The 23,755-nt window shown below is 64.6% G+C and carries 27 protein-coding genes and 1 pseudogene; 23 read left to right on the top strand and 5 right to left on the bottom strand.

The annotated features are described in order from the left end of the window. From GDN70_RS23125 to GDN70_RS23095, 7 genes are all read left to right on the top strand, one after another. Nucleotides 1–693, top strand: coding sequence for a GNAT family N-acetyltransferase (locus tag GDN70_RS23125; protein WP_038972503.1), 693 nt, complete (start codon nt 1–3; stop codon nt 691–693). A 74-nt stretch (nt 694–767) separates the two neighbouring features. Then, nucleotides 768–1,952 carry a serine hydrolase gene (locus tag GDN70_RS23120; protein WP_085968477.1) on the top strand — a complete coding sequence of 395 codons (1,185 nt, stop codon included), beginning with the start codon at nt 768–770 and terminating at the stop codon, nt 1,950–1,952. A 96-nt stretch (nt 1,953–2,048) separates the two neighbouring features. Then, nucleotides 2,049–2,258: a DUF2892 domain-containing protein gene (locus GDN70_RS23115; protein WP_028145075.1), complete on the top strand. Its 210-nt coding sequence runs from the start codon at nt 2,049–2,051 to the stop codon at nt 2,256–2,258. After that, complete coding sequence (locus GDN70_RS23110) at nt 2,255–2,776, top strand: RNA polymerase sigma factor (RefSeq protein WP_028145074.1); 522 nt, start codon at nt 2,255–2,257, stop codon at nt 2,774–2,776. The genes GDN70_RS23115 and GDN70_RS23110 overlap by 4 nt, the downstream gene beginning before the upstream one ends. A gap of 76 nt (nt 2,777–2,852) precedes the next feature. Next, complete coding sequence (locus GDN70_RS23105; RefSeq protein ID WP_038946478.1) at nt 2,853–3,518, top strand: DUF429 domain-containing protein; 666 nt, start codon at nt 2,853–2,855, stop codon at nt 3,516–3,518. Between the two features lie 34 nt (nt 3,519–3,552). After that, nucleotides 3,553–3,780, top strand: a complete 228-nt coding sequence (locus GDN70_RS23100) for a hypothetical protein (RefSeq protein WP_049801662.1) — start codon at nt 3,553–3,555, stop codon at nt 3,778–3,780. Nucleotides 3,781–3,879: 99 nt separating this feature from the next. After that, nucleotides 3,880–4,584: a glutathione S-transferase family protein gene (locus GDN70_RS23095; protein ID WP_038946479.1), complete on the top strand. Its 705-nt coding sequence runs from the start codon at nt 3,880–3,882 to the stop codon at nt 4,582–4,584. Nucleotides 4,585–4,586: 2 nt separating this feature from the next. On the opposite strand, the gene GDN70_RS23090 is transcribed toward GDN70_RS23095, so the two are convergent. The 3 genes from GDN70_RS23090 to GDN70_RS23080 all read right to left on the bottom strand — a co-directional run bounded on the left by GDN70_RS23090 (nt 4,587) and on the right by GDN70_RS23080 (nt 6,592). After that, nucleotides 4,587–5,369 carry a sulfite exporter TauE/SafE family protein gene (locus GDN70_RS23090; protein ID WP_038972502.1) on the bottom strand — a complete coding sequence of 261 codons (783 nt, stop codon included), beginning with the start codon at nt 5,367–5,369 and terminating at the stop codon, nt 4,587–4,589. Between the two features lie 3 nt (nt 5,370–5,372). Further along, nucleotides 5,373–6,005, bottom strand: coding sequence for a TetR/AcrR family transcriptional regulator (locus GDN70_RS23085; RefSeq protein WP_038972501.1), 633 nt, complete (start codon nt 6,003–6,005; stop codon nt 5,373–5,375). 215 nt (nt 6,006–6,220) lie between these two features. Next, nucleotides 6,221–6,592 carry a tRNA-binding protein gene (locus tag GDN70_RS23080; RefSeq protein WP_038946480.1) on the bottom strand — a complete coding sequence of 124 codons (372 nt, stop codon included), beginning with the start codon at nt 6,590–6,592 and terminating at the stop codon, nt 6,221–6,223. 103 nt (nt 6,593–6,695) lie between these two features. On the opposite strand from GDN70_RS23080, the gene GDN70_RS23075 reads away from it, so the two are divergent. Further along, nucleotides 6,696–7,055 (top strand): ArsC family reductase, encoded by a 360-nt coding sequence (locus GDN70_RS23075; protein WP_038946481.1) that lies wholly within the window; start codon nt 6,696–6,698, stop codon nt 7,053–7,055. Nucleotides 7,056–7,058: 3 nt separating this feature from the next. Here GDN70_RS23075 and GDN70_RS23070 read toward each other — a convergent pair whose 3' ends face one another. After that, nucleotides 7,059–7,706 (bottom strand): hypothetical protein, encoded by a 648-nt coding sequence (locus GDN70_RS23070; protein WP_050995694.1) that lies wholly within the window; start codon nt 7,704–7,706, stop codon nt 7,059–7,061. Between the two features lie 355 nt (nt 7,707–8,061). On the opposite strand from GDN70_RS23070, the gene GDN70_RS23065 reads away from it, so the two are divergent. The 7 genes from GDN70_RS23065 to GDN70_RS23035 all read left to right on the top strand — a co-directional run bounded on the left by GDN70_RS23065 (nt 8,062) and on the right by GDN70_RS23035 (nt 14,541). After that, a complete protein-coding gene (locus GDN70_RS23065) occupies nt 8,062–8,817 on the top strand; it encodes an ABC transporter ATP-binding protein (RefSeq protein WP_018317619.1) in 756 nt (251 codons plus the stop codon). Beyond that, nucleotides 8,810–9,556, top strand: coding sequence for an ABC transporter ATP-binding protein (locus GDN70_RS23060; protein WP_038972499.1), 747 nt, complete (start codon nt 8,810–8,812; stop codon nt 9,554–9,556). Before GDN70_RS23065 ends, GDN70_RS23060 begins: the two co-directional genes overlap by 8 nt. Before the next feature lie 35 nt (nt 9,557–9,591). Further along, nucleotides 9,592–10,815, top strand: coding sequence for an ABC transporter substrate-binding protein (locus GDN70_RS23055; RefSeq protein WP_028145065.1), 1,224 nt, complete (start codon nt 9,592–9,594; stop codon nt 10,813–10,815). Nucleotides 10,816–10,887: 72 nt separating this feature from the next. After that, nucleotides 10,888–11,751 (top strand): branched-chain amino acid ABC transporter permease, encoded by an 864-nt coding sequence (locus GDN70_RS23050; RefSeq protein ID WP_018317616.1) that lies wholly within the window; start codon nt 10,888–10,890, stop codon nt 11,749–11,751. Between the two features lies 1 nt (nt 11,752). Next, the gene (locus GDN70_RS23045; protein ID WP_028145064.1) at nt 11,753–12,721 is read left to right on the top strand and encodes a branched-chain amino acid ABC transporter permease; all 969 of its coding nucleotides are present in this window, start codon (nt 11,753–11,755) and stop codon (nt 12,719–12,721) included. Nucleotides 12,722–12,877: 156 nt separating this feature from the next. Then, nucleotides 12,878–13,522 (top strand): DUF47 domain-containing protein, encoded by a 645-nt coding sequence (locus GDN70_RS23040; protein WP_018317614.1) that lies wholly within the window; start codon nt 12,878–12,880, stop codon nt 13,520–13,522. Between the two features lie 11 nt (nt 13,523–13,533). Further along, nucleotides 13,534–14,541, top strand: coding sequence for an inorganic phosphate transporter (locus tag GDN70_RS23035; protein WP_028145063.1), 1,008 nt, complete (start codon nt 13,534–13,536; stop codon nt 14,539–14,541). Here the strand turns inward: GDN70_RS23035 and sugE are convergent. Next, nucleotides 14,534–14,848, bottom strand: coding sequence for a quaternary ammonium compound efflux SMR transporter SugE (gene sugE, locus GDN70_RS23030; RefSeq protein ID WP_028145062.1), 315 nt, complete (start codon nt 14,846–14,848; stop codon nt 14,534–14,536). The genes GDN70_RS23035 and sugE overlap by 8 nt on opposite strands. 174 nt (nt 14,849–15,022) lie before the next feature. Between sugE and GDN70_RS23025 the strand changes: the two genes are divergently transcribed. From GDN70_RS23025 to GDN70_RS22990, 8 genes and pseudogenes are all read left to right on the top strand, one after another. Next, nucleotides 15,023–16,645, top strand: coding sequence for a peptide chain release factor 3 (locus tag GDN70_RS23025; RefSeq protein ID WP_038972498.1), 1,623 nt, complete (start codon nt 15,023–15,025; stop codon nt 16,643–16,645). 97 nt (nt 16,646–16,742) lie between these two features. Next, nucleotides 16,743–17,317: pseudogene (locus tag GDN70_RS23020) on the top strand (hypothetical protein). Between the two features lie 71 nt (nt 17,318–17,388). After that, a complete protein-coding gene (locus GDN70_RS23015) occupies nt 17,389–17,973 on the top strand; it encodes an NnrU family protein (RefSeq protein ID WP_028145059.1) in 585 nt (194 codons plus the stop codon). 72 nt (nt 17,974–18,045) lie between these two features. Further along, nucleotides 18,046–19,638 (top strand): class I adenylate-forming enzyme family protein, encoded by a 1,593-nt coding sequence (locus tag GDN70_RS23010; RefSeq protein WP_095424732.1) that lies wholly within the window; start codon nt 18,046–18,048, stop codon nt 19,636–19,638. Between the two features lie 167 nt (nt 19,639–19,805). Beyond that, nucleotides 19,806–20,459 (top strand): tetratricopeptide repeat protein, encoded by a 654-nt coding sequence (locus tag GDN70_RS23005; protein WP_095424733.1) that lies wholly within the window; start codon nt 19,806–19,808, stop codon nt 20,457–20,459. A gap of 48 nt (nt 20,460–20,507) precedes the next feature. Then, nucleotides 20,508–21,056, top strand: a complete 549-nt coding sequence (locus tag GDN70_RS23000) for a hypothetical protein (protein ID WP_152103074.1) — start codon at nt 20,508–20,510, stop codon at nt 21,054–21,056. 50 nt (nt 21,057–21,106) lie between these two features. Beyond that, complete coding sequence (gene der, locus GDN70_RS22995) at nt 21,107–22,489, top strand: ribosome biogenesis GTPase Der (protein WP_028145055.1); 1,383 nt, start codon at nt 21,107–21,109, stop codon at nt 22,487–22,489. Further along, entirely contained in the window at nt 22,486–23,742 is a 1,257-nt protein-coding gene (locus GDN70_RS22990) for a TCR/Tet family MFS transporter (RefSeq protein WP_152103073.1), read from the top strand. The genes der and GDN70_RS22990 overlap by 4 nt, the downstream gene beginning before the upstream one ends. The last annotated feature ends 13 nt before the right edge of the window (nt 23,743–23,755 follow it).

Below are 23,755 nucleotides of genomic sequence, written 5' to 3'. Positions count from 1 at the left end.
GTGTCCGACAGCGATGAGGCGCTGCTCGATCGTCCGATCTGGAGCGCGCTGACGACCAGTCACAAGCATCTGGCCGAGGGCGGGGCGCGGGCGCTGCGCTATCCCGTCGACATGACGCCGTTTGCCGACATGGTGGACATGTCCGCGGCAAGCTTTGCCGCGCTGCGCGATCTGCTGTCGGGTTCGCAGGTCGCAGCATTGTTCACGCCGGATCCGGTTGACGTCCCCGTCGGTTTCAAGGTCGTGATCGCCGGGCCTTGCGAGCAGATGATCGGCTCGCCCGCGGTCAGTCCGCTCCGCGATGCCGAGATCGTCACTCTGGGGGCCGACGACGTCCCTGCCATGATGGCATTGACGGAGCTGACGAAGCCCGGTCCGTTCGCGCGGCGCACCCATGAGCTTGGTACGTTCCTCGGCATTCGCGCCGGGGGACAATTGGTCGCGATGACCGGCGAGCGCATGAAGCCGGGCAAGTTCACCGAGGTGACGGCCGTGTGCGTGCATCCCGACTATCGCGGCCGCGGCTATGCGCAAGCGCTGCTTGCGGCCGTCGCGCGCGGGATCGAGGCGCGCGGGGAAATTCCGTTCCTCCACGTGTTTTCGAGCAACGCGTCGGCGATCGCGCTGTACCAGCGACAGGGCATGCGCATCCGCCGTTGCCTGCACGTCACAGCGTTCATGAGGGAAGAATAGGCGCCCTCGGGGGCGCCCTTCATTTCCTCCCGATTTTCGCTATATCCGTCCCAACCACAATTTGGGGGAAGTAAATGGACGCCAGAACGACCGATTTTTCCGCCGCACGGACGGCGATGCAGCGCTACGTCGATCAGGAGATCATTCCGGGCGCATCTTGGGCCGTGCTGCGCGGGGGCGAGGTGGTCGACCAGCAATGCGTCGGTTTTGCCGACCGCGAAGCTAAGACCGCGCTTCGTCCCGACCATATCTTCCGCGCGTTCTCCAACACCAAGATCTTCGTCACTTGCGCGATCATGCTGCTGGTCGAGGAAGGCCGCATCGGCCTCGATGACCCGATCGAGACATTCCTGCCGCAGCTCGCCGGTCGCAAGGTGCTGAAGCCGGGCGCCTCGAGCCTTGCCGATGTCGAGCCGGCGAAGAACCCGATCACGATCCGCCAGCTCCTGACCCACACCTCCGGCCTCAGCTACGGCATCTTCGATCCCGGCACGGTGCTGTTCAAGGCCTACAACGAGGCGCGCGTACTCAATCCGCTGACGCCACTCGCCGACATGATCGACCAACTCGCCGATCTGCCGCTGTCGTATCATCCCGGCACGAACTGGGAATATTCGGTCGCCACCGACGTGCTCGGCCGTGTCGTGGAGGTCGTCTCCGGCAAAGCGCTCGACGCCTTTCTGAAGGCGCGCATCTTCGACCCGCTCGGCATGACCGACACCGGCTTCCATGTTCCGGACGCGCAGCAGGGCAGGCTGGTTGCGCTTTACAATGGCGCTGATGTGCTCGACCCCATGAAGCCCGGGCTCACGCGCGCCGACAATCTGCCGTTTCCGCAAGCCTATCGACGGCCGTTCCCGCGGCTCTCGGGCGGCGGCGGTCTGGTCTCGACCCTGCCCGACATGCTCGCGCTGGTCCGCGCGCTGCTGCCCGGTTCGGATGCGCTGCTGAAGCCGGAGACGCTGCGGCAGATGATGACGAACCAGCTCCCGGCAGGGCAGACCATCCGCTTCGCCAATCTCGGCCCGATCCCCGGCAAGGGCTTTGGCCTCGGCGGCGCGGTTACCTTCGCGCCGACGCCGTTTGATCCGCGGAACTCGACCGGGGAATTCCAGTGGGGCGGGCTTGCCGGCACGCATTGGTGGATCTGTCCGCAGGCCAATACCGCGGGGGTCCTGATGGCCCAACGTTACATGGGCTTCTGGAATCCGTTCTTCTTCGAGTTCAAGCGCCTGGCCTATCAGGCCGTCGGAGGCTGACCGGCGAAAAAAATTACGCGCCCCGCGAATCCTTTCCGGCCGGCGCGCCCTCTTGATGGTCGAGGCAATTTGCCTCGGCTCAACTCGGAGGATGCGATGGCATTTTACAGGAAGAACATCGGCGGCTTGCACCAGGCAGTGCGGATCGCCTCGGGAGTCGCGGTGGTGGTTGCGGCATCCGTTTATCTGGCCGGCCCGACGGCGTGGCTGGTCGCGCTGGGTGGCGCCGGCTTCGCGCTGACCGGCCTTGTCGGCTATTGCCCGATGTGCGCGATGGCGGGGATCGGGAGAGGAGGGGTGTCGTGAGTGCGGCGGCGATCTCGCCGAACCTGTTCGAAGCGGCGCGGCTCGGCGATCCCCACGCGATCGCCTCGCTGCTCGAGACGGCGCAGCCGGATATCCGCCGCTACGCCCGCGCGACCTGCCGCAGCTCGGCGGATGCCGAGGATGCGGCGCAGGAGGCGCTATGGATCCTGTTCCGCCATGTCGGCACCATCCGCTCGCTGCTGGCGTTTTCGGCCTGGCTGTTCAGCGTGGTCCGCCGCGAATGCCTGCGGTTGGCGCGCAAAGCAGGCCTCGCGCGGCCTATCGATGAGAGCGAGGCGGAAGCGCTGCTGCTGACGCGCCCTGAAGCCGATCTGCGACTCGACGTGGCTGCGGCCTTCGAGGCACTGCCGCCGCATTATCGCGACGTCGCGCTGATGCGCGACGTCAAGGAAATGACCATCGAGGAAATCGCCGTCGCGCTCGGCGCGTCCCGGCAGACCGTAAAGGCCCGGCTGCACCGCGCTCGCGCCCTGATGCGCGAATATCTGACGAGATGAAACGTGAGCGCCGTTCCTGCAACATCGAGGTGGCAGCTTGGGGTGAACGAACTTCGGCAGCGGCGGCGTCGCGCGCGTGAATAACTATCTCGGCATCGACGGATTTCGTTTCGGCTGGGTCGCGGCCTGGATCGGCGAGCGCGGCGATCATGGCTTCGACTATTCGCCGGGCCTGACGCGTTTGCTCGCGTTGCCGCATGTGCGTGCGATGATCGACATGCCGATCGGATTGAATCCGGCCGGCTATCGCCTGTGCGACCTGCGAGCGCGCGAGCTGATTGGCCCCGCCGTGTTTCTCGGTGCGCGCCGCGATCTCTGGACGTTCACCGACATGGCCGAGGCCAACCGTTACTACTGGGCGCATGAAGGCAAGGGCAGGGGCGTGTCAGCGCAGCTCTGGAATATCAGGGACAAGATCAGGGAGGTCGACGAGATCATGACTCCGGCGCGGCAGGCAACGACCGGCGAAGCGCATCCGGAATTGGTGTTCTGGAATCTCGCAGGGCGAGTCCGGCTTGCGAAGAAGGCATCCGCGCTCGGCCGCAAGCAGCGCGTCGCGCTGCTGGCGCAACGCGGCTTTACGCGCTTGCCGAAATGGCTGACGCAGCGACATGGCACCGGCATCGGCCGCGACGATCTCATCGACGCCTGTGCCTGCGCCATCGCGGCGCGCGACAGCACGCAACGTGTCGGCGGGGAGGAGACCGATCCGCGCGGACTGCGTATGGAGATCAATTATTGAGGCTGCCAGCCCATGATATGGAAATCGGGAAAAAGTGGCAATTTATTTGACCTATGCGGGAACTGTCGATGGCGGGTCCGCGTTCCCCGTGTGGACCGATGACAGAGAAGCTCGTGCGATGAGGGATGTCAGTCAATTCGCGACCGCAATGCTTGCGCTCGTCTTCACCAGCGCGTTGCTCGTCACCGGACAGCTCTTCATCAAGCAGCGCGCACAGCGCGATGTGATTTACGCCACCAGTCATTTGCTGCGGCCCTTGTGATCTCATCCCCGTGCGGGAAATGATGTGACCGCTCGACCTTGCGTCGTTCGTCTGCTCGCCTAGATTAGGCGGCATCGCATGAACGAAGCTGGAGTCCCGATGTCTGATCTGTCCGCCTTTCCCATCAGCAGACGCTGGCCGGCCAAACATCCCGAGTTGCTCCAGCTCTATTCGCTGCCGACGCCGAACGGCGTCAAGGTCTCGATCATGCTGGAGGAGATCGGACTTCCGTACGAGGTCCATCTCGTCGATTTCGGCAAGGACGACCAGAAGACGACTGAATTTCTCTCGCTCAATCCGAATGGCAAGATCCCGGCGATCCTCGACCCCAACGGTCCCGGAGGCAGGCCGCTGCCGCTGTTCGAGTCCGGGGCGATCCTGCAATACCTCGCCGAGAAGACCGGCAAGCTTCTGCCGGAGGATGCCGCGCGCCGCTACCAGACCATCCAGTGGGTGCACTTCCAGATGGGCGGCATCGGGCCGATGTTCGGCCAGGTCGGCTTCTTCCACAAATTCGCCGGCAAGGATTTTGAGGACAAGCGGCCCCGTGACCGATACGTCGCCGAAGCCAAGCGCCTGCTCGGCGTGATGGAGACGCATCTTTCGGGACGGCAATGGTTCATGGATGACGACTACACCATTGCCGACATCTCCATGCTCGGCTGGGTGCGCAATCTCATCGGCTTCTACGGTGCCGGCGAGCTCGTCGAATTCACCCAGTTCAAATCGGTCGGTGCCTGGCTCGAACGGGGCCTCGCGCGTCCGGCGGTGCAGCGGGGGCTGAACATTCCGCAGCGGCCGTAAGATCAGGTCAGCGCCTTGTACGTCATGTAGAGCGCCATCAGCGAGACGAAGGCGATCATGACCCGGCGCAGCACCGATCTGCTGACGCCGTTGGCCATGCGTGCGCCGAGATCCGTGCCGATCCAGAGGCCGGCCAGAATACCTGTGATGGCCGGCCAGCCGACCATCAGGCCCTTGCTCCAGTAGATCCAGGCCGCCGGCAGGTTGGTCGGGATGACCGAGAAAACGAGGCTGACGAGCTGCGCCTGATGCTGCGGCACGCGCAGGCCCGCAGCAAGGCCGACCGTGATGGCCAGGCCCCCGCCGATGCCCATGAAGCCGGAGGAAAATCCGGCGAGCAGGCCGATGAGCAGCAGGGGTAGCCGGGACTGCTGGTCCTGGTCGTCGGCCTCACGGCCGCCGTCCTTGCGATCGCGGCGCAGGATCAGCAGGGCGATCAGCGCGGCGAGATAGATGACATAAGTCCATTGCAAGACCCGGTCGGAAACCGCCGCCGCGGCGTAACCGCCGCCGGCACCGCCGACGAGAAATCCGATGCCGATCCAGACGATCCACGGCAAGGGGCTGCGATTGCCGCTCCGCCAATAGCGGCGCGCGCCGGCGAGGCCCGTCGGCGGAATCTGGGTGATCAGCGAGGTGCCCTGCGCGACGTGTTGTTCGGCCCCAAACAGCAGCACGCTGAAGATCACGAGCCCGCCACCCGGGCTCGTTCCCATCAAGCCCGACGTCAATCCGCTGACCAGGCCGACGCCGGCGCCAGCGAGCAGGTCGTGGATTCCTGACATCGCTTACGTCCTGGTTCGCCGCTTGATGTCAGGCCTGGTCGTGCGAAAGCCGTCGATCACCCCGGCCACCGCCGCCATGCAGGCCTCGACGTCGAAATCCTCGCCCCAGCATTTTTGCAGCACAAAACCCTGGAAGATCGCGATCAGCACGCGTGCGATCGCTTCGGCACCGAGGTCGCGCCTGATCAGGCCGTCATGCTGGCCGCGCTCGACCAGCGCCACGATCAGCGCGCGCGGCATGTCGATGCCTTCGACGACGCTGGTGCGGACGCGGCGGTTGCGCAGGGCTTCGGCCCAGCCGTGGATGCCGACACGGCGGCGCGGTTCGCCGGCGGGGTCGGTCAGCCATTGCGCGTAGACGCGGATCAGCGCGTGAAGCCCTTCGATCGGATCGCCGGATCCTTGCGCGACCGAATTGAGCACGGCTTCGCGCCGATGCCGGTCGTCGGCGAGTGCCTCGATCAGATCGTCCTTGCTCTGGAAGTAGAGATAAACCGCGCCGTGGCTCAGTCCGGAGCGTTTGACGATGTCGGCCATGCCGGTCTGGTGAAAACCGTCTTCGGAGAAGCAGGCGAGGGCAGCTTCGAGAATTTGCTGTCGCCGACTTTCGCGCTGCTTGTCGCTGATCTTGGGCATCTCGCCGTCCTTAAATAACTGACAGGTCGATCGTTTTACCGTTGATCCCAATTGGGCAGGACATAAGTGGACCGTAATAAAAAACGATCAGTCAGTCATTTTTAATGCAAAAGAAGATTTTGGTCAAGTCTGGCTGGTCTGGAGGCCTGGCAGGAGAAGGATGATGTCGTTGCGAATGCGTCGACAGAGGCGACGCTGCACTCGATCGCGCGCGGCTAGAACAGCCGTCCGCCGTTCGGCACCGGCCTGCTGGGCTGCACCAGCACGACCTTGCCGTCGGCATCGGGGAAGCCGAGCGTCAGCACCTCGGAGATGACGGGTCCGATCTGGCGCGGCGGGAAATTGACGACGGCCGCGACCTGTTGTCCCACCAGCGTCTCGAGCGGATGGTTCTCGGTGATCTGCGCCGAGCTCTTGCGCACGCCGATCACCGGGCCGAAGTCGATCCACAGCCGAAAGGCCGGCTTGCGCGCCTCTGGAAACGGTTTCGCATCGACGATGGTGCCGACGCGGATATCGACCGCGAGGAAGCTGTTGAAGTCGATGGTCGGCGTGGCGGCGGCTGCGGGATCGTGGGTGACGTGCATGGGATGTCCGTTCGGCGAGTTGGCGTCGTTCGCAATATTGTCGCGCGAGGCGGAGTTTCGTACAACGCTGCGAACATCACGTACGCCATGCGCGAGGAACATCTTGCCCAACACCATCTACGGCATCAAGAACTGCGACACCATGAAGAAGGCGCGCGCCTGGCTCGACTCCCATGGCGTCGCATATGAATTTCACGACTACAAGACAGCGGGCGTGGACAAGGACAAGCTCAAGCACTGGAGCGACAAGGTCGGCTGGGAGACTCTGCTCAATCGCGCCGGCACGACGTTCAGGAAGCTGCCCGATTCCGACAAGGATGGCGTCACCGAGAAGAAGGCGCTGGCGCTGATGCTAGCGCAACCATCGATGATCAAGCGGCCGGTGCTGGAGATCGGCGGCAAGCTGCTGGTCGGCTTCAAGCCGGACATCTATGCCAAGGAAGTCGGAGCCAGGACGCGTTAGTGTCTAGTTCAGCTCGATGATCTCGTTGGTGACGCCGGGAGCCGGCTGGTCCGCGAACTCGACGACGTCGGCCGTTGCGATGCGGCCAGGCGCGCGATGGAAGAGATCGCGATCGATCACGGCGCGCAGTTTCGGGCGCGGCAGCGAGTCATTTCCGCGCATCAGATTCTTGATCTCGAAGCCGCCGTCCTCGCAGAAGGTCTTGACCGAGGCGATGACGTGGCAGACTTGGCCGCCCGTCTGGAAAGGTAGCAGCAGCCGTTCATACGCGACGATGCGTCCGTAGATGTCGTCGACATCGGCAACGCTGTAGACGGGCAGCCCGCGTGCCACGCATTCATAGTAAACCGGCATCACGAAGGGGGCGAGCCGCGGCCCGAGATAATCGTCGAGCAGAACGCCCTTGCCGGTATGTCCATAGGCGCGGGAGATGCGCGTGTTTTCGCTCTGGATGGTGAGGCGCGGCGCCGGCGTCGAAACGTCCACCGTATAATAGATGAGATCGGACAGCTCTTCCTCGAGCCGCGCAGGCTGATATTCCCAGACCGCCGGCGCGATCTGCTGGCGCGCATAAAGTCGCAGCCACGTGTTCAGGAGATCACGCTGCCTGATCGACTTGACGACGGACGGAGCGGCGCTTGCGAAATCCAAAACAATAATCCCGGAACGTCAAAACCAGCACATGATGTCGCTTGCGGGAAAATTTTCTATGAAGGCTGGCGCGCCGGACGAAAGACCGTTAACGACGGCTTGATGACCGGTGTCTTGCGAACCGGGAGGCCGGGCAGGCACGACATCAAAACATCTCCGACTAAGGGAGCATTTGTATCCCAGCCGGAGACCTGATCTGCTCAGCTTTCCGCCTTGCCTAACCCCCGTCACCTCCGGCATATTCCGCGCCCGGAGACGGCGTTCCGGATGGGCTCCAAGGATAGGCTCCAAGGCCCCCGGAAAGCCGAAGCAACAAGGATAGCCACGCGGCTCGCGCGGGCAGGGGGAAATCTGTTTGGCCGATGAGTTTATTCTCGAAACGGAAGGCTTGACCAAGGAGTTCGCGGGCTTCTTCGCCGTCCGTGACGTTGCGCTCAAGGTTCGCCGTGGGAGCATTCATGCGTTGATCGGCCCGAACGGGGCCGGCAAGACGACCTGCTTCAATCTTCTGACCAAGTTCCTGAAACCGTCCGCAGGAAAAATCCTCTACAAGGGGCAGGACATCACCGCGATGGCGCCGGCCGACGTGGCCCGCATGGGGCTGGTCCGTTCGTTCCAGATTTCGGCGGTGTTTCCGCATCTCACGGCGCTGGAGAACGTCCGTGTCGCGCTTCAGCGCCAGCACGGCTCTTCGTTCGATTTCTGGCGCTCCAAGTCGGTGCTCAACCGCTTCAACGATCGCGCGCGCGAATTGTTGAACGATGTCGGCCTGAACGAGTTTGCCAACACGCCCGCGGTCGAGATGCCCTATGGACGCAAGCGTGCACTGGAGATCGCAACCACGCTCGCGCTCGACCCGGAGATGATGCTGCTGGACGAGCCGATGGCGGGCATGGGCCACGAGGACATCGACAAGATCGCGGCGCTGATCAAGCGGATCTCGGCGAAATACACCATCCTGATGGTGGAGCATAACTTAAGCGTCGTGGCCAACCTGTCCGACATCATCACCGTGCTGACGCGCGGCCAGGTGCTCGCGCAGGGCCATTACTCGGAGCTCACCAAGGACGAGCGCGTCAAGGAAGCCTATCTGGGAGCCGGTCATGCCTGACACTGCGATCGCCGAGGCTCCGGCCAAGGCTGCGACCGGCGGAAACATCCTTCAAATCCGCAACCTGGAAGCATGGTACGGCGAGTCTCACATCCTGCACGGGATCAACTTCGACGTGAACGCGGGCGAGGTCGTCACCCTGCTCGGGCGTAACGGCGCCGGTAAGACGACCACGCTGAAGTCGATCATGGGCATCATCGGCAAGCGTACCGGCTCGGTGAAGTTCAACAACCAGGAGATCATCCGCGCGACCTCCGACAAGATCGCGCGCATGGGCATCGCATTCTGCCCGGAAGAGCGGGGCATATTCTCCAGTCTCGATGTGCGGGAGAATTTGATGCTGCCGCCGGTGGTCCGCGAAGGCGGGCTGCCGCTCGATCAGATCTTCGATCTGTTCCCGAACCTGAAGGAGCGGCTCAACAGCCAGGGCACCAAGCTATCCGGTGGCGAGCAGCAGATGCTCGCGATCGCGCGCATCCTGCGCACCGGCGCGAGCTTCCTGATGCTGGACGAGCCGACCGAGGGCCTGGCGCCGGTCATCATCCAGCAGATCGGCCACACCATCGCGCGGCTCAAGAAGGAGGGGTTCACGATCCTCCTGGTCGAGCAGAATTTCCGCTTCGCATCCACCGTCGCCGACCGCTACTACGTGGTCGAGCACGGCAAGATCATTGACGGATTTTCCAATGCGGATCTTGCCGCCAACATGGACAAGCTCCACACCTATTTGGGTGTCTAGAACTGCCAACGAGAAAATTCAAAAAGGAAAGTTGCATGAAGACGAAGTCGATTGCATCGTTGCTGCTGACCACCGCGCTCACCTTCGCCGTAACAGGCGTCGCCTCCGCGCAGGACAAGACCGTCAAGATCGGCGCGCTGTCCGATCAGTCCGGCCTCTACGCCGACCTCGGCGGTCCCGGCTCGACGCTTGCCGCACAGATGGCCGTTGAGGATTCCGGCCTGGCGGCGAAGGGCTGGAAGATCGACATCATCTCCGGCGATCACCAGAACAAACCCGACATCGGCACCGCGATCGCGCGGCAGTGGTTCGACGTCGACAAGGTCGACATCATCGTCGACGTGCCGAATTCCGGCGTGGCGCTCGCCGTCAACAACGTCATCAAGGAAAAGAACGGCGTCTACATCAATTCGGGCGCGGCGACCTCGGATCTCAGCAACGCGCAGTGCTCCCCCAACACCGTGCACTGGACCTACGATACCTACATGCTGGCCCACACCACCGGCCAGGCGCTGGTGAAGGCCGGCGGCGACACCTGGTTCTTCCTGACCGCCGACTATGCCTTTGGTGCGGCGCTCGAGCGCGACACCACGGCGGTCGTCACCGCCAACGGCGGCAAGGTGGTCGGCGGCGTCAAGCATCCGCTGAACACGCCCGACTTCTCGTCATTCCTGCTCCAGGCGCAGTCATCCAAGGCAAAGATCATCGGTCTTGCCAATGCCGGCGGCGACACCACCAACACGATCAAGCAGGCTGCCGAGTTCGGCATCGGCAAGGGCGGCCAGAAGCTCGCGGCGCTGCTGCTCTTCCTCACCGACGTCAAGGCGATCGGACTGGAGACGGCGCAGGGCCTCAACTTCACCGAGACCTTCTACTGGGACATGAACGACCAAACCCGGGCGTTCTCGAAGCGCTTCGCTGACAGGATGAAGAACAACGCACCGCCCACCATGGTGCAGGCCGGCGTCTATTCGGGCGTGCGTCACTATCTCAAGGCGCTGGAAGCGCTCGGCGGCAATCCCCATGACGGCGTCAAGGTCGTCGAGAAGATGAAGTCGATGCCGACGGAGGACGATCTGTTCGGCAAGGGCGAGATCCAGCCCAACGGCCGCACCATCCACAACGCCTATCTGTTCGAGGTGAAGAAGCCCTCCGAATCCAAGGGGCCGTGGGACTTCTACAAGCTGGTCGGCACGGTGCCGGGCGATCAGGCTTTCACGCCGCTGTCCGAGAGCAAGTGCGCGCTCTTGAAGAAGTAAGATAACCGCCCGCAGGCCATCAGGCCCGCGGGCGACTTTCAGGGAACGCCGAAGGGACCGGGTGCGGGATCGATGCAGGCTCTATACGCTCAGCTACTGGTGGGACTGATCAACGGCTCGTTCTACGCGCTGCTCAGTCTCGGGCTTGCCGTGATTTTCGGCATGCTCAACATCATCAATTTCGCCCATGGCGCGCTCTACATGATGGGCGCCTTCGTTGCTTATTTCCTGTTGAGCCTCGGCGGCATCAACTACTGGTGGGCGCTGCTGATCGCACCCGTGATCGTCGGCATCTTCGGCATGATCCTGGAAAGGACCATGCTGCAATGGCTGACCGGGCTCGACCATCTCTACGGCCTGCTCCTGACCTTCGGCATCGCGCTGATCGTGCAGGGCGTGTTCCAGAACTATTTCGGCTCCTCCGGTCTGCCTTACGCCATTCCGGACCAGCTCAAGGGCGGCATGAATCTGGGCTTCATGTTCTTGCCGATCTATCGCGGCTGGGTGGTCGTGTTCTCGCTGGTCGTGTGTCTGGCGACCTGGTTCCTGATCGAGAAGACCCAGCTCGGCGCTTACCTGCGCGCCGCCACCGAAAATCCGACGTTGGTGCGCGCCTTCGGCATCAACGTGCCGCGCATGATCACGCTGACCTATGGTCTCGGCGTCGGCCTTGCCGCGCTCGCGGGCGTGCTCTCGGCGCCGATCAACCAGGTGCGGCCGCTGATGGGCGCCGACCTCATCATCGTCGTGTTCGCGGTGGTCGTGATCGGCGGCATGGGTTCGATCATGGGCTCCATCATCACCGGCTTCGCGCTGGGCGTGATCGAGGGTCTGACCAAGTATTTCTATCCCGAGGCCTCCAACACCGTCGTTTTCGTGCTGATGGTGCTGGTGCTCTTGGTGAAGCCAACGGGATTGACGGGAAGGGCGGCCTGATATGACAACCCTGACGGACGACACGCTGCCGGTGACCCCTCGCGCGATGCGCGACGAGATGATCGCTTTCGTCGTGATGGCGCTGCTGCTGGCGTCGGTGCCATTCACGGGCGTCTACCCGTTCTTCGTGATGCAGGCGCTGTGCTTTGCGCTGCTCGCCTGCGCCTTCAATCTGCTGATCGGCTATGGCGGCCTGTTGTCGTTCGGCCACGCCATGTTCCTGGGCACCGCCGGCTATTGCTGCGCGCATGCGCTGAAGGTGTGGGCGCTGCCGCCCGAGCTCGGCATCCTCGTCGGCATCGCCGCGGCTTTCGTGCTCTCGCTCATCACCGGCTACATCTCGATCCGCCGCCAGGGCATCTATTTCTCGATGATCACGCTGGCGCTGTCGCAGCTGCTGTACTTCATCTACCTCCAGGCCCCGTTCACCCACGGCGAGGACGGCATCCAGGGCATCCCGCAGGGACACATGTTCGGCGTGTTCGATCTGTCCAAGCCGACGGTGCTCTATTACGTCGTGCTGGTGGGGTTCCTCGCCGGCTTCCTGCTGATCTTCCGTGTCATCAACTCGCCGTTCGGCGAGGTGCTGAAGGCGATCCGGGAGAATGAGCCGCGGGCGATTTCGCTCGGCTACCGGACCGACCAGTACAAGTTCCTGGCCTTCGTGCTGTCGGGAACCCTGGCCGGTTTTGCCGGTGCGCTGAAGGTGTTCGTGGCGCAGAACGCCTCGCTCACCGACGTCCATTGGTCGATGTCGGGCGAGGTCGTGCTGATGACGCTGGTTGGCGGCCTTGGAACCATCTTCGGCCCCGTGGTCGGTGCGTTCGCGATCATCGCCATGCAGCAATATCTCGCCGGCTTCGGCCAGTGGGTGACGGTAATCCAGGGCTCGATCTTCGTAATCTGCGTGCTCACCTTCCGCCGCGGCGTCATCGGCGAAATCGCGCATTACTTCCGGCGATCGCTCTAAGTAGCTGATTCAAAAGTGTTTTACTGCCCGCCTGAAAGCGGTGGATGATCCGGCTCCGCGGGCGTGAGATGACACGCGCGCGGATCGAAAATGGTCTATGACAGTTTCATGACGGCCCGACAGGGCCGGGCCATTTCCAACCGGTAGCCTACCCCCATGATGCGATGGTTTCGTGCTTTCCTTCCCAAGGAAGAACGGTTCTTTGACCTGTTCGACCGGCATGCCCAGACGGTGATCCAGGGCTCCATCGCGCTCCAGGGTATGCTGAACGGGGGCGAGGAGACGCCGGTCTATTGCCAGCGCGTCAACCAGTTCGAGAATGATGCCGACAACATCACCCGAGAGGTGCTGACGGCGGTGCGCCGCACCTTCATCACCCCGTTCGACCGCGGCGACATCAAGAACCTGATCACGTCGATGGACGACGCCATCGACCAGATGCAGCAGACGGCCAAGGCGGTGATGCTGTTCGAGGTCCGCACCTTCGAGCCGCCCATGCGCGAGATCGGCGGGCTTCTGATCGAATGCGCCAATCTGGTCGGCCGCGCGCTGCCGCTGATGCAGTCGATCGGCCCGAATGTCGCCATGCTGACCGCGATCACGGAGGAGCTCGGCAAGCTCGAGGGCCGCGTCGACGATCTCCACGACATCGGCTTGAAGGAGCTGTTCCTCAAGCATCGCGACGGCAATGCGATGGACTTCATCGTCGGCGTCGAGATCTACGACCACCTCGAGAAGGTGGCGGATCGCTTCGACGACGTTGCGAACGAGATCAACAGCATCGTCATCGAGCAAGTTTAGGACAGGCCGCTGTGGATGCCGCGTTGGGTCTTCCCGTCCTGGTCGGCTTGATCGCCGTCGCGCTGCTGTTCGATTTCCTGAACGGCCTGCACGATGCCGCCAATTCGATCGCGACCATTGTCTCGACCCGCGTGCTGCGACCGCAATTCGCGGTATTCTGGGCCGCGTTCTTCAATTTCGTCGCCTTCATGGTGTTCGGCCTGCACGTTGCCCAGACCATCGGCACCGGCATCATCGATCCCTCGATCGTCGATGCCCAGGTGATCTTCGCGGCCCTGGTCGGCGCCATCGTCTGGAACCTCGTGACCTGGGCGCTCGGCATCCCGTCCTCGTCGTCGCATGCGCTGATCGGCGGGCTCGTCGGCGGCGGCATGGCCAAGGCCGGGATCTCGGCTGCGGTGTGGAGCGGATTGACCAAGACGGTGCTGGCGATCGTGCTGTCGCCGCTGATCGGCTTCCTGCTCGCGATGATGCTGGTGGCGATCGTGTCCTGGGCCTCGGTGCGCTCGACGCCTTTCGCGGTCGATCGCGCCTTCCGTATCCTGCAATTCGCCTCCGCCTCGCTCTATTCGCTCGGCCATGGCGGTAACGATGCGCAGAAGACCATGGGCATCATCGCGGTGCTGCTCTATTCGCAGGGCCATCTGGGCAGCGACTTCTCGGTGCCGTTCTGGGTGGTGCTGTCCTGCCAGGCGGCGATGGCGCTGGGCACCCTGATGGGCGGCTGGCGCATCGTCCGCACCATGGGCCTGCGCATCACCAAATTGACCCCGATGCAGGGCTTTTGCGCCGAGACCGGCGGGGCCGCGACTTTGTTCATGGCAACCTATCTCGGGGTTCCCGTCTCCACCACGCACACCATCACCGGCGCCATCGTCGGCGTCGGTGCCGCCCGCCGCGTCTCGGCGGTGCGCTGGAACGTTGCCAGCTCGATCGTCTACGCCTGGGTGATCACGATCCCGGCCTCGGCCATCGTGGCGGCGCTGACCTGGTGGGCGGTCAAGATCTTCGTCAAGTAACGAGCTTCAGCCCGACGATCCCGGCGACGATCAGCCCGATGCTGGCAAGACGGAGGGCCGTGGCCGGCTCGCCGAACAGGATGATGCCCAGTGTTGCGGTGCCGACCGCGCCGATGCCGGTCCAGACCGCATAGGCGGTTCCAACGGGCAGGGATTTGAGCGCGAGCCCGAGCAGGATGACGCTGCCGGCCATGGCCACGAGCGTGACGACGGACGGAACAAGCCTGGTAAAGCCCTCGGTGTATTTCAGGCCGATCGCCCAGGTGATCTCGAGAAGGCCCGCGACGAACAGGATGCTCCAGGCCATGACGACCCTCCATTCAAGGCAGGGTCGTCCCCGCGGCTAACGTGCTGATGGGCTGGGGAGGCCGTCCTCCCCCAAGGCCAGTATGGCCAAGGCCGATATGGGGCTGGCCGGGGGGCTCCGCAATCACCAAATGAGGCTTGATCAGGCCCGTTTTCCCTGCCACACGCTCCCGCCATGTCCGACATCGCCATCACCACAGCCGAATTGCCGGCCCGTTCCCCGCTTGCCGCCGAAGTGGCGCGGCGGCGCACGTTTGCGATCATCTCCCATCCCGACGCCGGCAAGACCACGCTGACCGAAAAGCTGCTGCTGTTCGGCGGCGCCATCAATCTCGCCGGCCAGGTCAAGGCCAAGGGCGAGCGGCGCAACACGCGATCGGACTGGATGAAGATCGAGCGCGAGCGCGGCATCTCGGTCGTGACCTCGGTGATGACCTTCGAGTTCGAGGGCCTCGTGTTCAACCTCCTGGACACGCCGGGCCACGAGGACTTTTCGGAAGATACCTATCGCACCCTCACGGCGGTCGATTCCGCCGTGATGGTGATCGACGCCGCCAAGGGCATCGAGGCGCGCACCCGAAAGCTGTTCGAGGTGTGTCGTCTTCGGGATATCCCGATCATCACCTTCATCAACAAGATGGATCGCGAGAGCCGCGACGTGTTCGAGCTGCTCGACGAGATCGAGAAGACGCTGGCGCTCGACACCACGCCGATGACCTGGCCGGTCGGACGCGGCCGCGACTTCCTCGGCACCTACGACGTCGTCAATGGCGGCGTGCGCCTGCTCGAAGGCGGCGGCGCCAAGACCGGCGCGGCGCAGCAGATCGAGATCGCCGAGCTCGCCAAGCTCAACGCCAATCTCGACGTTTCCGCGGTCAAGGACGAGCTCGAGCTCGTCACCGAAGCGTCAAAACCGTTCGAGCTCGACGCGTTCCGCGAGGGCCACCTGACGCCGGTCTATTTCGGCAGTGCGCTGCGCAATTTCGGCGTCGGCGACCTCCTGGAAGGCCTCGGCAAGTTCGCGCCCGAGCCGCGCGCGCAGGACAGCGACCAGCGCAAGGTCGAGGCCACCGATCCGCGCATGAGCGCCTTCGTGTTCAAGATCCAGGCCAATATGGATCCGAACCACCGCGACCGCATCGCCTTCGCGCGCCTCTGCTCGGGCAAGCTCAGCCGCGGCATGAAGGCCAAGCTGGTTCGTACCGGCAAGAGCATGCCGCTGTCGAGCCCGCAATTCTTCTTCGCGCAGGACCGCTCGGTCGCGGATGAAGCCTTCGCTGGCGACGTCGTCGGCATTCCCAATCACGGCACGCTGCGCATCGGCGACACGCTGACCGAAGGCGAGGATTTCAACTTCGTCGGGGTGCCGAGCTTTGCGCCGGAAATCGTTCGCCGCGTCCGTCTCACCGACGCGATGAAGGCTAAGAAGCTGAAGGAAGCGCTTCAGCAGATGTCGGAAGAGGGCGTGGTGCAGGTGTTCCGCCCGCGCGACGGAGCGCCGGCGCTGGTGGGTGTCGTCGGCGCGCTCCAGCTCGACGTGCTGAAGGCGCGGCTGGAGGCGGAGTATTCGCTGCCGGTCGAATTCGAGGTCAGCGAATTCCAGCTCGCGCGCTGGGTCTCCTCGGAGGACCGCAAGAAGCTCGACACCTTCATCGCCGCCAATACCTCCAGCATCGCCGACGACGTCGACGGCGATCCCGTGTATCTGGCGAGGAACGAATTCTATCTCGGCTACACCAAGGAGCGCGCCGAGGGCATCGAGTTCACCAACGTCAAGGACGTCAAGAAGAAGGGGTAGGGGCGCCTGCCGCTCGTACGCGAGCATGTGAGCGCGCGCGGACTTGACGCGCTCATGGACAACGCCACTTTTACTCGTGACCTTGCGAGTTCATCCCATGTGGCGCGGCATCCTCGTCCTTCTCATGCTGGCAGTCTCGACCACCGCCGACGCGCGCTCCCGCCAGATCAATCCGATCCCGTTCGCGCACGAGCCCTGCAGCGTGCTCGACGGCCGCCCCTGCACGCCGTCCTATTGCAGCCCGCTCGAGCCCGGTCCCTGCATTCCCGAGATTGACTATCCCTACGGCCAGAATCTCCAGCTCACCATCCAAAGCGTCCCACCAGAGGCCGATCGCGCCAAATACCAAAAGCCCGATCACGATCTCGACACGATCGGCGACCTCTTCGCCGAGTTGCGTAGCTGCTGGTCGCCGCCATCGGACAATGCGCGCGCGGGCATGCAGATGTCGGTGCGTTTCAGCTTCAACAGGGCCGGAGGCCTGATCGGCCCGCCGCGCCTCACATTCGCGACCGCCGGCGTCCCGCCGACACCCGCACGACGTATCTGAAGGCGATCAACGCATCGCTGAATGCCTGCCTGCCGCTGAAATTCACTGGCGGGCTCGCCGGCGCCCTGGCCGGGCGGCCGATCGCGATCCGGTATGTCGACAATCGGCAGGTCGCTCAGTAGCGCGCGAGTTGCGACCCGCGGCCAATCGATGATACGCCATTGGCGGGGGCTGCTTTACGGGGGAGGATGTCGTGGGTCTGCTGGTCATGATCCTGGGGCTTGCGCTGTTTTTTGCGACCCATGTGTTCACCACCAAACGTGAGGCGCGCGCGCAGGCAATCGCAAGGCTGGGCGAGGGGACCTACAAGATTCTCTATGCCGTGGTCTCGCTCGCGGGGCTCGCGTTGATCATCTGGGGCTTTGCCCATTACCGCAGCTCCGGCTGGATCGACGTCTGGTATCCGCCGAAGGCGATGAAGCACATCACGCTCGCGCTGATGCTGCCCGCGGTCATCCTGGTGGTCGCCTCTTACCTGCGCGGCCGCATCTACGCGACGCTGAAGCATCCGATGCTGGCCGGCATCAAGCTGTGGGCGGCGGCGCATCTGCTCGCCAACGGCGATCTCGGCTCCATCATCCTGTTCGGCTCGTTCCTGGGCTGGGCGGTATACGACCGCATTTCGCTCAAGCATCGCACCGATAGCGGTGGCCCGCCGATCCCTGTGGGCGGCGTCAGCAATGATCTGATTGCGATCGTCGTCGGCGTCGTCGCCTATCTCGCGCTGGCCTTCGCGTTCCATCCGGTCGTGATCGGTGTTCCCGTGATCGGGGTCTAGCCGGTCAGCACAAGACGAAACCCGATGTCCATGCGCGGAAGGCAATAAGAGCAACAAGCCGAGGGCCCTTCGATGGACTGGTCGCAATCTCAGATCCCGCCGATGCGGTTCGAGGCGCGCTTTGGCGATCGGGTGGTGCCGGCCTTTTGCGACCGGCCGGCGAGCGTGTGGGAGATGATCGCGCAAGCCCGCGCCCGCAATGCCGATGGCGAGGCGCTGATCGCAGGCAATGTCCGGCTGAGCTGGCGGCAGGCCGTGGAGCAGGCAGCGCAGATCGCCGCGGGCTTCCGCAAGCTTGGCCTGCAGCGCGGCGACCGCGTCGCGATCCTGCTCGGCAACCGCATCGCATTTCCGCTGCTGCTGTTTGCCGCCGCGCATGAGGGGCTGGTCACGGTGCTGCTCAGCACGCGCCAGCAGAAGCCGGAGATCGCCTATGTCCTCGCCGATTGCGGCGCCAGGATCCTGATCCACGAAGCAGGGCTCGCAGAGCGGCTGCCCGATGCGCAGGAGGTGCCCGATGTGATCCATCGCATCGCCGTCGACGACGATCCGGCTCGCTCGCGCTTCGCCGCGCTCGCCGACAATCCGCCGGCGCCAGCGCCGGTCGAGGTGAGCGAAGAGGACACGGCGATGATCCTCTACACCTCGGGCACCACAGGCAAGCCGAAGGGCGCGATGCTGGCCCATTGCAACATCGTCCATTCCTCGATGGTGTTCGCGTCCTGCCTGCAATTGACGCAGGCGGATCGCTCGATCGCGGCAGTACCTCTCGGCCATGTCACCGGCGTCGTCGCCAACATCACGACCATGATCCGCTGTGGCGGAGCGCTGATCATCATGCCGGAGTTCAAGGCCGCCGATTACCTCAAGCTCGCCGCGCGCGAGCGGGTCACCTACACGGTGATGGTGCCGGCGATGTACAATCTCTGCCTGCTGCAGCCGGATTTCGACAGCTACGATCTGTCGAGCTGGCGCATCGGCGGCTTCGGCGGCGCGCCGATGCCGGTCGCGACCATCGAGAAGCTCAAGGCGACGATTCCCGGCCTGAAGCTGATGAACTGCTACGGTTCGACCGAGACGACGTCCCCCTCGACGATCATGCCGGGCGAGCTGACCGAGAGCCACATCGACAGCGTCGGCCTGCCGTGTCCCGGCGCGCGCATCGTCGCGATGGATCCGGACGGGCGTGAGCTGGCCCATGGCGAGATCGGCGAGCTCTGGATCCAGAGCGCCTCCGTCATCAAAGGCTACTGGAACAACCCGAAGGCGACCGCCGAAAGCTTCACCAGCGGATTCTGGCACTCCGGCGATCTCGGCTCGGTCGATGCGGACGGGTTCGTCCGGGTGTTCGACCGGCAGAAGGACATGATCAATCGCGGCGGCCTGAAGATCTATTCGGCCGAGGTCGAATCCGTGCTGGCCGGCCATCCCGCGGTGATCGAGAGCGCGATCATCGCCAAGGCGTGCCCGGTGCTGGGCGAGCGCGTCCACGCCGTGGTGGTGACACGCAGCCCGGTCGCCGACAGCGACTTACGGGCTTGGTGCGCCGAGCGTCTGTCCGACTACAAGGTTCCCGAGACCATGGCGATCACGCCGGACCCGCTGCCGCGCAATGCCAACGGCAAGGTGCTGAAGCGGCAGCTCCGGGAGCTCCTGGGCCCTTGAGCCGGGCAGGCGCCATCCGGGCTCTCCCGGGTGGTTAACGCCTTGATCGGGCTCGCTTTGCCTTGCCAGCGCCATATCGTTAGGGTACCTCGCCGCCACGTGGGGGACGGGATTCCTGACGCGAACGCTTCCGCGCGCGTACCCGGATGGGCATGGGATTAGCATAAGTGTCTGAATTATTTAACGAAGTCGACGAGGAAGTACGTCGCGAACAGCTCAAGAAGCTGTGGGATAGATATTCGATCTACTTCATCGCCCTGATGGTGCTGGTTGTGGCCGGCGTCGGCGGCTGGCGCGGGTATCAGTATCTGGAGGCCAGGAAGGCCGCCGAGGCCGGCGCCGCCTTCGAGAAGGCCGCCGAGCTGTCCGACCAGGACAAGCATGCCGAGGCCGAGGCCGCCTTCACCGAGCTCGCCGCCAAGGCGCCGTCGGGCTATCGCACCCTGGCGCGGCTGCGTGCCGCGGCCGAGGCGGCGCCCCGCGACGCCAAGGCTGCCGCCAAGATGTATGACGACATCGCTGCCGACCGCAGCGTCGGCGGTGAGTGGCAGGATCTGGCCAAGGTCCGCGCCGCCGGCCTGCTGCTCGACAGCGCGTCCTATGCCGACATGCAGCAGCGGCTCGAGCCTTCCGCAGCGCCCAAATCGACCTTCCGCCACAGTGCCCGCGAGATGCTGGCGCTGTCGGCCTGGCGCAACAACGACATGACCGCGGCCCGCAAATGGCTCGACGCGATTAGCGAGGACGGCGAAACGCCGCCCGGCCTGCGCTCGCGCGCCGAGGCGCTCCAGGCCCTGCTTCCGCCCGTCGCCAAGAGCTGAGCAAAAAGAGCTGACGACGGGCCCTCTGACGTAAACGAGACACACAAGATGCGCCGTACGCCACGCTTGATCGCAGCCGCCGTCCTGATCGCCTTCACGGGTGTCCTGGGCGGCTGCTCCAGCTTCGATCCAAGCGACATGCTCGACTTCCTCGACACCAAGAAGAAGCTGCCGGGCGACCGCAAGCCGGTCTTCCCGGAGGGCGTGCCGGGCCTCGAGCAGGGCGTCCCGAAGGACATGTACAAGGGCGCTCAGCAGCAGCCCGATCCGAACGCACCTGCCGTCGCGGCTTTGCCCGCCGAGCCGCCGCCCGAGGCCAAGCCGGCGAAGGGAGCCCACGCAAAGAAGACAAGGCAGCCGGCCGCCGCAGCCGTCGCGCCCGCGGAGGCGCCCGCCGGCGAAGTTGACGGCGAGGCCCAGCCGGAGGCGGCGCCGGCCTCGGCCGCTCCGCCGCCCAAGCACAAGATCGTCCGCAAGCGCACCACCGCACCGCCGCCAGATCAGCCGGTCCAGCAGGCGCAACCGACCCAGACCACGCAGCAGCAGACGCAGGGCGGCTTCCCGGCGCCGCTGCCGAGCGGCAGCTTCTCGCGCTAATAATTCCACCTGCATTGACAGGCGCAGCCCCGGCAGCGCACGAATGACCGATGTCCTTCACGATTGCCATTATCGGCCGGCCCAATGTCGGCAAATCGACGCTGTTCAACCGCCTGGTCGGACAGAAGCTCGCGCTCGTCGACGACCTGCCGGGCGTCACCCGCGACCGCCGCGAGGGTGAGGCGAGGCTCGGCGATCTCGAATTCACCATCATCGATACCGCCGGCCTCGACGAGGGCGCCAAGGGCTCGCTGACCGCGCGCATGCAGGAGCAGACCGAGACCGCGATCGCGCAGGCCGACGCGCTGTTCTTCGTCATCGATGCCCGCGTCGGCCTCACGCCCACCGACCGCGCCTTCGCCGATTTCGCCCGCAAGGCCAACAAGCCCGTGCTGCTGGTTGCCAACAAGAGCGAGGGCAAGCACGGCGATGCCGGCGCGATGGAATCCTTTGCACTCGGCCTCGGCGATCCCATCCAGATCTCGGCCGAGCATGGCGAGGGCATGGGAGAGCTCTACGATGAGCTCGCCAAGCTGATGCCGGAGCCCGGCGACGACGACGAGACCGAGGACGACGAGCCGCTCACCGAGGAAGAGGCCGCGACGCGCCCGATCCGGGTCGCCATCGTCGGCCGGCCCAATGCCGGCAAGTCGACGCTGATCAACCATCTGCTCGGCGAGGAACGCCTGCTGACGAGCCCGGAGGCCGGCACCACGCGCGATTCCATCGCGGTCGAGATCAACTGGAAGGGCCGCGAGTTTCGCGTATTCGACACAGCAGGCCTCCGCCGGCGCTCCCGCATCGAGGAGAAGCTGGAAAAGCTCTCGGTCGCCGACGCCCTGCGCGCGGTCCGTTTTGCCGAAGTCGTCGTGATGATGATGGATTCGCAGAACCGCTTCGAGGAGCAGGATTTGCGCATCGCCGATCTGATCGAACGCGAGGGCCGCGCGGTCGTGCTCGCCGTCAACAAATGGGACCTGATGGAGAGCAAGGGGGGCGGCGCGATCTCGGGCCTGCGCCGCGATGCCGACCATTGGCTGCCGCAGATCAAGGGCGTGCCGATCGTCGCGGTCTCGGGCCTGATGGGCGAGGGCATCGATCGGCTGATGCAGGCAATCCAGGACGCCTACGCGCTCTGGAACCGGCGCGTGTCGACTTCGGCGTTGAACCGCTGGTTCGAGCAGGCTGTCCAGGCCAATCCGCCGCCCGCCGTGTCCGGCCGACGGCTCAAGCTCAATTACATCACGCAGACCAAGGCGCGCCCGCCGAGCTTTGTACTGTTCTGCTCGCGCGCGGACGCGGTGCCGCAGTCCTATCTGCGCTACCTCATCAATTCCATGCGCGAGACTTTCGAACTGCCGGGCACGCCGGTGCGCATTACTCTCCGTGAAAAGGCCAATCCCTTCGCGCACAAGCGCAAGCGCCCGTCGTGAGTGACGGCGCCGGCGAGGCGACGGCGCAAGGCGCCGTGCCGGCGAGGCGCGGCGCGGTCGCCTTCATCTTCGTCACCATCCTCTTGGACATGCTCGCGCTCGGCGTGATCATGCCGATCCTGCCGAAGCTGATCGAGAGCTTCGTCGACAACGATACCGCCCACGCCGCCCGCATCTTCGGCCTGTTCGGCGCCGCCTGGGCGCTGATGCAGTTCGTGTTCTCGCCGTTGCTCGGCGCGCTGTCGGACCGTTTCGGGCGGCGGCCGGTGGTGTTGCTGTCGAATTTCGGCCTTGCCGCCGACTACGTGCTGATGGCGCTGGCGCCGTCCCTGGTGTGGTTGTTCGTCGGCCGCGTCATCTCCGGCATCACCTCGGCCAGCATCTCGACGGCCTTTGCCTATATCGCCGACATCACGCCGCCGGAGCGGCGCGCGGCGGTCTTCGGCCGGATTGGCGCGGCGTTCGGCGTCGGATTCATTCTTGGGCCAGCGCTCGGCGGCCTGCTCGGCGATATCGATCCGCGCTTGCCGTTCTGGGCGTCGGCAGCCCTCAGCTTCGCCAATGCGCTCTATGGGCTATTCGTCCTGCCGGAATCGCTCGCGCCCGACAAGCGCGCGCCGTTCCGCTGGCGGAGCGCCAGTCCGGTCGGGGCGCTCCGCCTATTGCGCTCCAATGCAGTGCTCGCTGCGTTGTCCGTCGTCAATTTCATCGCGCAGGTCGCACATGTCGTGCTGCCCTCGACCTTCGTGCTCTATGCGACCTATCGCTACGGTTGGGATTCCAAGACCGTGGGATTGACGCTGGCGATGGTCGGCATCTGCGCCATGGTGGTGCAGGGGCTTGCGATCGGCCCGATCGTGCGCGTGCTCGGCGAGCGGAACGCGCTGTTGCTGGGCCTGTGTTGTGGCGCGCTCGGCTTCGTCGTCCTGGGCGCTGCGCCGACCGGGCCGCTGTCCTGGATCGGGATTCCCATTCTGGCGCTGTGGGGCATCTCGGGTGCCGCGTCGCAGGCATTGATGACGCGGCTGGTCGCGGCCGAGCAGCAGGGCCAGCTCCAGGGCGCGACCGCGAGCGTGCAGAGCGTCTCGCAGCTCGTCGGCCCGTTCCTGTTCACGCTGACCTTTTCCTATTTCATCAGCGCGGGCGCGCCGCTGCATCTGCCCGGCGCACCGTTCCTGCTCGCGGCAGCGCTGATGGTGGTCTGCGTGGCGATCGCGGTGCGGACGCTGGGGGCGGCGAAGGCAGGATCGTAGGGTGGGCAAAGGC

Origin of the sequence: Bradyrhizobium sp. TM102, from assembly GCF_009176685.1 — a bacterium.
In the GTDB taxonomy this organism is placed as follows: domain Bacteria; phylum Pseudomonadota; class Alphaproteobacteria; order Rhizobiales; family Xanthobacteraceae; genus Bradyrhizobium; species Bradyrhizobium ottawaense.
The sequence above is the reverse complement of the archived record's forward strand: the minus strand, read 5'-3'. Positions and strand labels throughout refer to the sequence as shown.